The sequence below is a fragment of the Klebsiella sp. CN_Kp073 genome (assembly GCF_040065495.2).
In the GTDB taxonomy this organism is placed as follows: Bacteria; Pseudomonadota; Gammaproteobacteria; order Enterobacterales; family Enterobacteriaceae; genus Klebsiella; species Klebsiella aerogenes.
Genome location: NZ_CM198051.1, coordinates 4,655,497 through 4,667,071, shown reverse-complemented (window position 1 = coordinate 4,667,071; position 11,575 = coordinate 4,655,497). Strand labels below are relative to the sequence as shown.

General features: G+C 57.9%; 14 protein-coding genes. 3 read left to right on the top strand and 11 right to left on the bottom strand.

Annotated elements, in window-relative coordinates; translation table 11 throughout:
• Window positions 1–3: 3 nt before the first annotated feature.
• The 3 genes from pilL2 to ABLV66_RS22450 all read right to left on the bottom strand — a co-directional run bounded on the left by pilL2 (window position 4) and on the right by ABLV66_RS22450 (window position 1,675).
• Window positions 4–663, bottom strand: a complete 660-nt coding sequence (pilL2, locus tag ABLV66_RS22460) for a PFGI-1 class ICE element type IV pilus protein PilL2 (RefSeq protein WP_348876783.1) — start codon at window positions 661–663, stop codon at window positions 4–6.
• A gap of 113 nt (window positions 664–776) precedes the next feature.
• The gene (locus ABLV66_RS22455) at window positions 777–1,160 is read right to left on the bottom strand and encodes a hypothetical protein (protein ID WP_348876784.1); all 384 of its coding nucleotides are present in this window, start codon (window positions 1,158–1,160) and stop codon (window positions 777–779) included.
• 71 nt (window positions 1,161–1,231) lie between these two features.
• Window positions 1,232–1,675, bottom strand: a complete 444-nt coding sequence (locus ABLV66_RS22450) for an STY4534 family ICE replication protein (RefSeq protein ID WP_348876785.1) — start codon at window positions 1,673–1,675, stop codon at window positions 1,232–1,234.
• Between the two features lie 385 nt (window positions 1,676–2,060).
• Between ABLV66_RS22450 and ABLV66_RS22445 the strand changes: the two genes are divergently transcribed.
• Window positions 2,061–2,531, top strand: coding sequence for an Hsp20 family protein (locus tag ABLV66_RS22445; protein ID WP_348876786.1), 471 nt, complete (start codon window positions 2,061–2,063; stop codon window positions 2,529–2,531).
• A 47-nt stretch (window positions 2,532–2,578) separates the two neighbouring features.
• Here ABLV66_RS22445 and ABLV66_RS22440 read toward each other — a convergent pair whose 3' ends face one another.
• Window positions 2,579–4,405, bottom strand: a complete 1,827-nt coding sequence (locus tag ABLV66_RS22440; protein WP_348876787.1) for a DNA topoisomerase III — start codon at window positions 4,403–4,405, stop codon at window positions 2,579–2,581.
• 242 nt (window positions 4,406–4,647) lie between these two features.
• Here ABLV66_RS22440 and relB point away from each other — a divergent pair, with 242 nt between their 5' ends.
• Together relB and ABLV66_RS22430 are read left to right on the top strand one after the other, a co-directional pair.
• Window positions 4,648–4,989 (top strand): type II toxin-antitoxin system RelB family anti-toxin, encoded by a 342-nt coding sequence (gene relB, locus ABLV66_RS22435; protein WP_348876789.1) that lies wholly within the window; start codon window positions 4,648–4,650, stop codon window positions 4,987–4,989.
• Entirely contained in the window at window positions 4,979–6,319 is a 1,341-nt protein-coding gene (locus tag ABLV66_RS22430; RefSeq protein WP_348876790.1) for a type II toxin-antitoxin system HipA family toxin, read from the top strand. The genes relB and ABLV66_RS22430 overlap by 11 nt, the downstream gene beginning before the upstream one ends.
• Window positions 6,320–6,427: 108 nt before the next feature.
• Here ABLV66_RS22430 and ABLV66_RS22425 read toward each other — a convergent pair whose 3' ends face one another.
• The 7 genes from ABLV66_RS22425 to ABLV66_RS22395 form a co-directional block, all read right to left on the bottom strand.
• Window positions 6,428–6,853, bottom strand: coding sequence for a DUF3158 family protein (locus ABLV66_RS22425; RefSeq protein ID WP_348876817.1), 426 nt, complete (start codon window positions 6,851–6,853; stop codon window positions 6,428–6,430).
• Entirely contained in the window at window positions 6,843–7,454 is a 612-nt protein-coding gene (locus ABLV66_RS22420) for a PFL_4669 family integrating conjugative element protein (protein ID WP_079795026.1), read from the bottom strand. The genes ABLV66_RS22425 and ABLV66_RS22420 overlap by 11 nt, the downstream gene beginning before the upstream one ends.
• A 159-nt stretch (window positions 7,455–7,613) precedes the next feature.
• Complete coding sequence (locus ABLV66_RS22415) at window positions 7,614–8,486, bottom strand: STY4528 family pathogenicity island replication protein (protein ID WP_348876791.1); 873 nt, start codon at window positions 8,484–8,486, stop codon at window positions 7,614–7,616.
• Window positions 8,476–9,033, bottom strand: a complete 558-nt coding sequence (locus tag ABLV66_RS22410) for a DUF2857 domain-containing protein (RefSeq protein WP_348876792.1) — start codon at window positions 9,031–9,033, stop codon at window positions 8,476–8,478. The genes ABLV66_RS22415 and ABLV66_RS22410 overlap by 11 nt, the downstream gene beginning before the upstream one ends.
• Window positions 9,017–10,300: a ParB family protein gene (locus ABLV66_RS22405; RefSeq protein WP_348876793.1), complete on the bottom strand. Its 1,284-nt coding sequence runs from the start codon at window positions 10,298–10,300 to the stop codon at window positions 9,017–9,019. Before ABLV66_RS22405 ends, ABLV66_RS22410 begins: the two co-directional genes overlap by 17 nt.
• 16 nt (window positions 10,301–10,316) lie before the next feature.
• The gene (locus ABLV66_RS22400; RefSeq protein ID WP_001561320.1) at window positions 10,317–10,511 is read right to left on the bottom strand and encodes a helix-turn-helix transcriptional regulator; all 195 of its coding nucleotides are present in this window, start codon (window positions 10,509–10,511) and stop codon (window positions 10,317–10,319) included.
• Window positions 10,512–10,649: 138 nt separating this feature from the next.
• Window positions 10,650–11,540: a hypothetical protein gene (locus ABLV66_RS22395; RefSeq protein ID WP_348876794.1), complete on the bottom strand. Its 891-nt coding sequence runs from the start codon at window positions 11,538–11,540 to the stop codon at window positions 10,650–10,652.
• Window positions 11,541–11,575: the final 35 nt, after the last annotated feature.

Below are 11,575 nucleotides of genomic sequence, written 5' to 3'. Positions count from 1 at the left end.
CGCTTACTCCGGTACTTTCAGCGTCAACTGGCGTTTGTCGTGACGGAACACCGCCCGGCGCTCATCAAACCGCTCCAGCCGCCAGCCGTGCCACTGTTCTCCCCTGCGCAGCCACACCACCTGATGGAGGTAAACGGCTTCCGGCGGCACAATCACCGCCAGGCGGATATCGCCACGCTGTACGGTCCCGGCGAGAAAAAACGGGGCCGTTAACGGCCCCAAAGGGTGGAGGGACACGGGATGACGGTAAGCCACCGTCTGGGGGAGGGAATGGTCGCTGGCGAAACAAATTTCGCGGCGGTTTTCGTCGGTGATCACCCGCCATGCCGGGCCTGCCAGCAGTTGCAGGGCGGCCTTCAGGCGCAGCGGGCCGGTACGGTACTGGCTCAGCGGTAACGGGAGGCCATAAAACTGCGCCCGGCGCGCATCGGCGAGGCACAAAGACCAGCCGCTGTCGCGCAGCAGGTATTGCAACGCTTCCCCGACCGTCGGGTGAAAACCTGGCGGAACGGACAGGGCGGTAAGCTGTTCGAGTGGCGGCTGTTGCGGTGACGTGTTGACCAGCAGGTAGCGGTCGTAGCGGACGACTTCTGGCGTGGCAGGCGAGGCAGCGGTCACGCCGTTGAGAATGAACAGGAGTAGGGCTGGCATCAGTCGTTTCATCGCATCCTCCACAGGGCTTTGACAGGAGAGTGCAGGATGAGAGGATGAGGGACTAGCGACAACTGTTTGCAGCACCAAAAAATAGCGCCCGTTATTCCGGGCGCGAAATCATATCAGTAAGGGAATCTTTCCCCCATCAGCCCCAGCGTGGCGGCGATGGGAATGCCTTGCTCAGAAAAATGAACGCGTAACGTCAATCTGACGGTTTGCTGCTGCGTGCTGCCGTTGGTTTTTTGCGTCAGCACCGAGCGGTAATCAATACGAATGGTGTGTTGCGGCGGTTGGTGGGAGATAAAGGCCACTACCGCTGCCATTTCAACACCTTTCAGCAACTCCCGGATGGCGTTGTCATTCCGGTCTTCAAGACAGTGCCTGTGGGCCGGAAGGGTAATGGCCAGATCCAGCGGCAAGCCTGCGTCCAGCGCCTCGTCATCAAGGTTAATCAGTTTGCCCCGGTTAAGGGCTTCATCACGTGAGTTCAATACGGTATTCATCATGCGTCTCTCCGGTAAAAGGCCGGGGAAACGCCCCGACGGGGGAATTTCCCCGGCAGGGTGAATGCTGTGCGTCAGAACTGCGCTACAGGCTCTGCTGGCGGTGCGGCTGGCGCTGGCTGGGATTCAGCTTCGCGCTCTGCCCGGTAAACCTCTTCACCATCAATTTTGATGAACCCGATGTGTAGCAGATGGGCCTTCAGGCTGACGCCGGTTTCGCCTTTACGGTCGCCTTTGCTGTAGACAAAGGTGTCGGTATACAGATCGCCGAGGCGGAACTGGATCAGCACTTTGCGTTTCTGCTCGCAGGAGTCGATACAGCGGCGTACCAGTTTCTGCGCTTCCTTGCCGCTGACGCGGCAGTCGAACCAGGTGTGCTCCGCGTTGCTGGCTTCGCCCCGTAGTGCGGCAATGTCGCAGCACAGGAACGGTTCGCCTTTTTTCGGGGTCACTTCCCGGATCCGGTTGAGGTAGCCCAGACCGCTGGTGTACAGGTTGAAGTAATGGGTATCGTTCATGGTGGTGTCTCCGTGTTGAAAGTGCGGAGCGCCCCATGCGCGGGGATGCCCCGCTTCGGGTTTGGCTCATTGGCTGCAAGGCCTCTGAGTTACTGGCAGTACGGGCATTCCGCGCTGTGCGCCTCCGCGTTTCAGGAATGCATGGCGGACTTTGGTGATAACGGCATTACAGCAACAGCTTTCGGGGTGAGAGAACAGCGAGATTTGTTACCGGTGGCTGAATAATTTCCGTGACAGGCTGGGTGTATAATGTGTGATTTACATCACAAAATTGCACTTCGGTGAGTTGAAATATTGTGCAGTAACCTCATATAGAAAGCGGGTAAGGAACACTGCCCACAAGACATGAACTTTTTGAATATTCTTTTTACTGTTCAGGAGGTACATGATGACTCTCAGAACTTTTCCTGTATTACACGATCTCTCCGACTCTCTGTTTGCGGACCGTTTTAACCGTATCGATCGCCTTTTTAGCCAGCTAACCGGCAGTACGCCGTTGCCCTCCACGCCTTCTTACAATATCCGGCGGCTGGGCGATAACCGCTATGAACTGACGCTCAGCGTGCCGGGCTGGAAAGAAAGTGAACTGGAAATTGAAACCGTCGGCGGTCAACTGAACATCAGCGGTAAACGTGAAGAGGAGAAAACCGAAAACGGCGAAGAAGGGTGGATCCATCGGGGTATCAGCCGCAGCGACTTCCGGGCCAGCTATAGTCTGCCGGAGCATGTGAAAGTGACCGGCGCTTCGCTGGAAAACGGCCTGCTGGCGATTGAATTACACCAGGATATCCCGGAAGAAGAGAAACCGCAGCGCATCGCCATCAACAACAACCCGGCGATTGAACACAAGCTGTAATCGTTGACTGTCGTTGTTTTCACGCCCGGCAAACGCCGGGCGTTTTGCTAACCTGATGAGGCACTTTTCTGGCCTCTGACTATTTGAGCCGTGAGCGCTGTAACGGTTTCTTGCTGCTGCACCAGGAACGCCTCCAGGCCCATTTTTCCCGTCGCGATGTCATCCAGCATCTGCTCCCATAGCGCAGTGGTGCCGGGATCCTTCAGTGCTTCCGGCAGGGCATCAATCAGCGCGCTGGCCGTATTCGTTGCCAGCAGAAAGCGGCGCTGCTTAATCAGATAACCGCGCTTAAGGAGCGTCTGGATAATCCCGGCGCGGGTGGCTTCGGTGCCGATGCCCGCGTTCTCTTTCAGCCGCTGCTTCAGGTGCTCATCGCTGACAAAACGGGCGGCATTTTTCATCGCGGCAATCAGCGTCCCTTCCGTGTAGTGTTCCGGCGGCTGGGTCTGGCGGGCGCGAACGTCCACCTGTTCCACCTGGCAGGTTTGCCCCTGTTGCAGGGCGGGGATGGACTGCGTTTCTTCCGGTGAATGCGTTGCCATCTCGCGCAAAAACAGCTGCCGCCAGCCGCTGACAACCACTACTGAGCCACGGGCAGCCAGCGTTTCCCCGGCGCAGTTCAGGCGCAGAACGGTTTTGTCCATCTTATGGTCCGGCAGAAACTGCGCCAGAAAATGGCTGCGCACCAGGCCGTAGACCTTGCGCTCGCTGTCGTTCATCTGCGCCAGATCTACCGTTTTACGGGTCGGGATGATGCCATGGTGGGCAGTGATTTTGCTGTCGTCCCACAGCCGGGAGCGTTGTTGCAGATTCAGTTGCGTGGCGAGGGGCTGGAGTGAGGCGTCGCTGGCAACCAGTGCCGCCAGCACCTGCGGCGCTTCAGCGTGCATCGAGAGCGGCAGCCAGCCGCAGTCGGTGCGCGGATAGGTGGTGGCTTTATGGGTTTCATACAGGCGCTGGGCGATATCCAGTACCTCCTGTGCGCCCATGCCCCACTGTTTTGAGCAGACTTGTTGCAGGGCGCTGAGAGTGAAGGCTAGCGGTGGCGGCGTTTTCTCCCGCCGGGTTGTCACGTCCATTACCAGCGCGGTTCCGGCCTGTTGCAGGCGGGCGGTGGCATCACGGGCGGCGGATTCACGGATACAGCGCCCTTCATCGTCGCAGTACGCACTATCCGGCTGCCACTGTGCCAGAAAGGAACAACCCTCCGCATGCAAGCGGGCATCCACCCGCCACCAGGGGCGGGGCGTGAAGCGGGCGATCTCCCGGTCGCGCTCCACCACCAGACGGAGGGTCGGCGTTTGCACCCGGCCCACGGAGAGCACGCCCTTGTGCCGCCGGTTCATTAGCGTGCAGGCGCGGGTCATGTTGATGCCGACGAGCCAGTCGGCGCGGGCGCGCGCCAGTCCGGCCTGGTACAGCGGAAACGTGCTGTCGCCGGGTCGCAGGGCAGCAAGCGCCTTGTGGATACTGGCCTCATCCAGCGCCGATAGCCACAGCCGCTGGACCGGACCGCGCCAGCGGCATTGTTCCAGAATTTCACGAGCGATGGTTTCGCCTTCGCGGTCGGCGTCGGTGGCAATCACCACTGCATCTGCCTGTTTCAGCAGCTTCTCGATGATACGGAACTGCTTGCGCACCTCCGGGCGGATCACCAGCCGCCATGCCGGGGGAATAAACGGCAGTTGTTCCGTCCGCCAGTGTTTCAGCGCCGGATCGTAATCCTCCGGCGCGGCCATGCTCAGCAGGTGGCCGAAGCACCAGGTGATGGTCACGGTGGCGTTATGCAGGTAGCCATCGCTGCGGTTACGGGCGTCAAGAACGCGGGCAATATCGCGCGCCTGAGAGGGTTTTTCGCACAGGTAAAGTTGCATGGGCTGTCTCCGGTGAAAGGGAGTTCAGCATGGTGTACCGGAGGGATAAGGCGACAGGGGAAACTGGAGGAAGAAGGTAAAAATTGCACCTTAAAATGCGCATTAAGCGGATAGTGCGCGTTTTAAGGTGCGTTGTTTTTTTTGAAGAGATACCATTTCAGCGTGGGCATACTTGTTTGAAAAATACTCTAATGCACCTTAAAATGAGCATTAAGTCTTTAGTGCGTGTTTTAAGGTGCAAAATGAAACGTACACAGCAGGATTTATTACCTTCTGATTTAAGCCGCCAGCTATCTGACCTGGGCTATGTTCTGGCGCAAAGTCGTATTGCGCGAAAAATTCCACAGTCAGAAGTCGCGGTGCGCGCCAATATCAGCCGTAACACCGTTAGTCGTATAGAGAATGGTGATGCAGGCGTCGCTATCGGTCAGATTCTGCGTTATCTCAGTGTTGTTCGGCCTGGCGCAACGCTTGCCGATGTTATGGGGAAGAAGGATCATGCCGTACAGGCCGTTAAGAGTCTTCAACGTCCTCGGCGCGCACGACCATTAAGCAATAAGGAGTTGGAAGAATATGATTTCTGAGAGCACGTTGCTGGTTCATGCATTTTTACCCGGAGCAACAGAGTCTGTTCCGGCCGGAAAATTGCATTTACAGGAAGAAGGCACCGACCTTCTGGCTTCGCGTTTTATCTATGGTCTTAAATACCTGAAAAGAAAAGGCGCAATTGAAATCGATCCTGTGGGGTTGGGTATGTTGCAGGGCCAGCAGGTAGCAAAACAGGAGCTATTTGCGCAGGAGTCAACGCTGTTTGGTGGGATCCGTGATGCTGCGCCAGATGCCTGGGGACGACGGGTTATTGAAGCTAAAAAACGTGTGCCTGCGAATTCATTGCCTGAATCGGTATATCTGCTGGAGGCCGGGCCAAACCGGACAGGGGCTTTGGATCTCACTCCTGATGGGCAGCAATCCAGAGATCTTGATACCTCCGCGGATATAAAATCCCTGGGATACCTGTTTGATGCCGCGGAGAGAATCGAGAACGGTGCGCCTTTGCCTGCCAACCTGCACGGGATATTTGATGCGGGTTCCAGTATGGGTGGGATGCGGCCAAAAGCGACGGTGGTCGTAGAGGATGGAAGTCATTGGCTTGCGAAGTTCTCTTCCCGTACCGACCGCGGGTTTTGTTATCCGGCAATTGAACACGCGACGTTGCGTCTTGCGGATGCGGCGGGACTTCACGTCCCTGAAACGCGTCTTGAAGAGATTGGACCGGGACGCTTCGCTATGCTGATCAAACGTTTTGACCGTGTGGGCCAGGGAGACAATACCGGCAGGCGTCATTTTGTCTCCGCGCTCACCTTGATGAATATTCACGAAATGGCTTCGGTCGAAAGCAGTTATGCGGAACTGGCGGATGCGATGCGCAGACATCTCGGCGCAGACAATCTTGCAGACGACCTGAAGGAACTGTTCTGCCGGATGGTATTTAATATCCTGGTTAACAATGATGATGATCATCTGCGTAACCATGGTTTTGTCCTGATGGAATCGCCAGTACAGATCCCTGTAAGAGGGGCTCAGGAGTCGCAGGATGATGTTGCTCTGGCATGGCGAATCAGTCCGCTTTATGACGTGGTTCCTCGTCCGGTGCATTCTCATCATCGTCGACTTCATCTGGGGGTTGGCGCATATGGTAAAGAGGCCACGCTCGGCAATGCCGTTTCCTGGTGTGAACGCTTTGGACTAAGCCGTACTGAAGCTATTGCAGAGATTGATCGAATCTGGCGAGTGGTCAGGGAGTGGCGTAATCATTTTGAGGCATGCGGTGTAGCAGGAAGCGATATTGATGCCGTAAGTTCTGCGTTTTTACACGCCCGCTATTTGGGAGGAGCAGATGTTGGAATTACTTGATTGCACCTTAAAACGAGCATTAAGCGGATAGTGCCTGTTTTTAGGTGCATGGGGTGAGTTTAAAATAATCGCTAAAGTGACACTCAGGGTTTAACTTCGCGCAAAATTTTAAACCAGCGTGGTTAACGGCTGTATCCGCCGCAGCATAAACATCACCACTGAAAGCTGCGTATTCAGAACCTGCCGCCGCCATTCGAGCGCCATCAGCGCGTCGCGCAGTTCATCGCTCACATCCGGCTGTTGAATGGCCTCCTGCAATGCCACGCCTCCCGAACGGTTGTTGTCCAGATTACGCCAGCGCAGATAGCTGACGCCGGAGCGCGCCGGGTTGCTGCACAGGATCAGCGGTACATTACGCCCCGGCAGTTCATACACCGCCGGTTTCAGCATCGGCTGACGTTGTTGCAGTTGTATCCGAGCCTCCTGTAACTCCAGCACCAGCGCTCGCAGCTCTCCCTTACCCTTAAAGGCCTTTAAAAGGCCCTTTAGCGAGCTTTTGCGGGCGGCGCTTTCTTCGTCGTTTTCACCGATCATCACGCAGGATCTCCGCAAGCATCTTTTTGGGCAAATTCCCGAGCTTATGCGCCATCGTCTGCGCCAGCGGACTGTTTGCCCGCACGTCGGCGCGGGTCACGCCGGTGGTGCGAAAGCGGTTCACGAAGCTGAACACCTGGAGCATCAGGCGTGGGATGGTGGCAATGAAATCGCGCTTCTCCGCCTGGGTGATAAGGCCGAGGTGCCAGGCGAGCAGGGTTCGGCGGACCAGCAGATCGTAATCAATCAACTGTTGCAGCAGGCGCGAACCGGGCGGCGAGAACAGCGCCAGCGGCAGGATGAATTCGGTCGGGGACGGGTTACTGACCTGCGTGGTGTGGATAGCGCCCGGCAGGCTGGCGAAGGCCTGGTCCAGCCGACGGTTTTTTTGCTTCAGCAGGTGTGCAATCAGGTTCAGGCGGATGCGCAGTTGCTTCAGCCAGTGGGCGGCCCACGGGTCGTCGGCCTCCTCGGCGCGCAGCAGACGCCTGAGTAACGCCAGACAGAGTAGCATACCGGTGGGATGCGCCTGCCACAGCCGGGCGGCGACGCGGGTGTGCAGGGTGATGCGGATATCGCTGAACAGGGTTGTGCCAGGCATCGGAAATTCTCCATGGGTTCAGATGCCAGCAGTGTCGGTCCGCGCAATGAGTCTGGCGACGGGAAACCCATCTGGTTCACAGAAAGTTAATTTCGCCGATGAATGAGGTTTGATTGATAGCTGGTATGCCGGCTTTATGCGGTGCGCATAAAATCAGGGCTATCTGCGCCTGCGCCGAAGCTGATTGAACTCGCCCCGTCTGGCTTTCTCCAGCGTTGCCAGCAGATAGGCAAGGGGGCGGTGGATATCGTGGGCGGCGATCCGCCACAGACAGTCGTCCAGCACCTGCTGGCAGAGAGCGGGATCCAGATTGCGCATCGCGCGTTCGGCGGCGCGGCGCTCGCTGGCGCTGAAGGGATTATCCACAGGCCAGTGCAGCAGTTGCGTACGCTTTTGATGTTTATTGTTTAAATCTGTACCAGTATGTACGCAATGCGGCTCCGGCTGCCCGCCAGCCCCCGCCACATCACTGAGTCTTAATTGAAGACTCGGGCATTTTTTACTGAGTCCTCGATTAAGACCAGGGGCGGTCTTCACTGGAGACTCAGTGCAGGTTCGTCCACTGTCCACAGGTTGTTGCAGGGTGAGCAGCAGCCCGATGGCGATGTTGCGGATACGCCGGTTGCGGTGGTGGGAGCAGGCGGTGAGCAGCGCCAGATATTCGCTGTCCATCCGACAGGCATCGGCATGAGTCAGTGGTGCATCATGCAGAGCGTAGAGGTTACCGGTGATCCTGCCGCTTTGCTCGTCCCGCAACCGCTGGCACAGGCTCAGCCAGCGGGTGATCCGCAGCATCATCAGCGCGTTGCTGACGGTACTACGCGAGGCCTTCTCGCCTTCAGGCTGGTCAGAGAGCCAGCCCTGCAGTTCGTTGTAGGAGGGAAAGACGCCGCTGCCGTCGTCGCGGGCGTGCAGGCGCAGCAGTTGCCACGTGAACTTGTCGCGCGGGGAGAGGTTGCGCGCCAGCAGCAGGCGCTTCGGCACGCTCTGCTGCGGGTTGCCGAGAAACAGCAGCCGATCGTCACTCTTCATGCAGCAGCTTCTCCTGAGTCCACTGGCGCAGCAGGTTCCAGATAACCGTCAGCGACAGATCGTGTTCGCGGGCTATCGCCATCATGGCGGTCAGCGCTTCGGGTGAGTCGAGCTTGTTCACGCCCATTTTCTGCCACTCATTCCATACCAGCGTCTCCATCTGTTCATCCGGAGCAGTGTTGCGCCCTTGTCGGACAAACAGGCCAATCAGCCGCCGCCGGGCACAGACCTCCGGCGTGGAAAGGCCAAAATAGTGGTTGATGAACTCGATGGACGCGCCGAGAGACAGCGCTTCCTCCAGACGCTGCTGGAACAGCCGCTCCTGCTCCATCCTCGCCAGCATCCGGCCCAGCATCTCGTGGTCAATGTGGGTGGTGATGAACTGCACCGCGCTGTTGCTGAGAAACAGGATGTCGTCGGCGGTAAGGCGCGTCAGCTCGCACAGCTCCTGCGGGCTGAAGCCGAGCGATTCGCAGTAGCGGATCTGTTCTTCCTTCAGCGCCTGGACGATGTGGGTGAGCACTGCCTGGTTAACTGAGGGCGTCATGGCGAACCTCCCGCAGCCGCCGCTGGCGGCACAGGCTGATAAGCTGCATCAGTTGCTGGATCTGAGCGTTGTCGTAGTCCGGCGACAACAGCAATTCAAGGGCGGGCATCGGTGTACTGGTGTCGCTATTCAGGGCGGCCAGCACCTGGTAACAGCGCTGTGCCGCCGGATGGGGAAAATCGTCGCAGGGCGCGAGGGTGAAACCGGCCGGAGCGCTGTCGTCCGGCTGGATACATGCATCCAGTCCCCAGCAGGCACACAGCGACCGTGCCGTATGCACCAGCGGTGAGGGCTTTGGCTCATCGGGCACGGTGGGTTCAGTCGGTGGCTCTGGCTCTGGTAGGGGTGCTTTTTCCACTTCCTGCGGTAGCGGCCAGAGGACCTTTTCGGCCGGAGGCCCCAGCAGCGCCTGCCGCCTGCTCTGGCCATCGGTCAGTTCCGCCAGCAACGTATTCCAGCTCATGCCGCTGCGACAGCTCATCTCACCGAGCAGTTCATCCTGCACCAGTTGCGGCACCACGCCCTCCGGCTCGCCATTGAAGGTGGCAAGGGCGGTGCTGAACAGGTCGGCAAATTCCGGCTGGCGTTCCAGCGGCATCAGCTTTGCCCAGACCTGTTCCGCCGCGCTGCGTAGCACCAGCAGGCGATCGATAATCTTACGGGTCAGGCCGCCGTATAGCGCGTTGGGGATGCAGGGCAGCAGCCAGTCGACGGTCTGTAGCATCCGGCTGATTTGCGACTGGCTGACGGGATAGCCGTCGCGGGTGAGTTGTTCCGCAAGCGCCAGCTGCGTCGGGCATTCAATGCCTGCCTCGAGGTAAAGATCGCGCAGGTGCAGGATCCCTTCCGCCCGTTCGATAAACATCAATCCGTTATGCAGGTCGCTTTCGGCCAGATGGCCGATCAGGCACTGTACTTCGCCCTGCTGCGGTGACAGCGTTTCCGGCCACGGTCTGAACGGCCAGCAGACGCGGTGGTAACGCTCATCCTGCGTCTCCTGCCACAGTTCATTGAGGATGGCGAGGCGCGTATTCTCACCGCTGGCGAGCATGTATTTTTCATCACCGGGGCGGCGGGTTAACACCGGCGGGTTATCCAGCCCGCGGGCGAGAATTGACGCTTTCAGCGCATCATAGCCCGGGTTGCGGGTGACGCGGGGATTGAGAGAGAACGGCTGGATTTGTTCCAGACTGACCTGGACCATCTCCTGTTCTTCAGGGGCCGGCGCGCCGTGAAGCCAGCGGTTGAGCAGGTGTGAAGCGCACATAATCTTCCTCCGGCATTCAGACATCGCGGGTAAGCCGGATGCGCTGGTGGATCCACGCGTCCACTTCGCTTTCCAGCCAGGCGACGTGGCGGCTGTTGAGTCGGATGGACGGCGGAAACTGTTGCAGCTGGATTTGCCGGTAAATCCACGATTTACCGAAGCCGATTTTGTCTTCCACCTGGCGTAAGCGTAAAAATCTGTCGCTATTCATAACCATTCCTCCTGTGTCCAGATTTGTTCACATCAGCACAATGGGCGTGGTTATCAAAGCAGCAGCGTCCCTGCGAGGCAGTAAAAATCCTTATCTGGGTTAGTGAGAGTTGTTAGTTGAAATAGTTAGTTGATTGAGTTACGGCGGTGCGCCGCGCTGGAGCGCGGTTTTCAGCGTCTCGGGGCTCAGCGGCAGGTGCATACCATCCTCACGCGCCCAGCATTCAAAAATGTTCAGCAGTTTGTAGGGATGCTCCAGCATTTTATCGTCCAGTTGTGGGTTGTGCTTGCAGGCCAGCCATAGCAAACGGGAAAGCGCGGAGCTTATCCGCTCCTTTGATTCCGGCTGATGACGGGTCAGGAAGGCTTCGAGATGAGAGCGGCGGATGACGAACAGTGCGTCAGGAGGCAATGTATCCGGTAAATAGCATACTGATAAATTGAGACGGGGCTGGAGTTCATCGCGTCCATGACTGTAAAGCTGGGCGATCAACGCATGGAGTTCTTCCGGGATCCTGCCATTGGTGCCGAGTAACTCGAGTAGCACTTCACGTAGCGATTTGTGGTTGCAGAGCTGGAAAAAACTGCCGTTTTCATCGCAAAGCACAATGCCAATCTGGTTACAGCAGTGCGTTTCATGTGGGCAAGGGCAGTTTAGCGTCTGCGCCAGCCGCTGGTGGAGCAGCAGGCGTTCAAGACCGATTAACGGCAAATCCCAGAGATGGCTGGTTGTCAGGCGCAGAGTGGGATCGCGTCTGCACGGCGGCGAGTTCGCCATCACTTTGCGGTTGCCAGGTTTGTTGCACTGCGAAGGTGGAAAGGGAGGCTTGCTGAATCGGCAGGCAAAGCGGCAAGGTGGATTGAGTGGCCTGATAAGTACGGGCGAAGGGAAGTAGACCGAGAGTGACAGATCGCCGTGCAGGGCATGGCGGATCAGGTCAGCAGGCAGCAACGTGATGTTGTGCTGCCGGATGACTTCTGCGGCCTCGTCCAGCGTCAGCCACTCCTGGCGGATTTTGTGGGGGGGCATGGCGTGTTCCTTTTTGTGTTGTTGGTTGCGTGTAG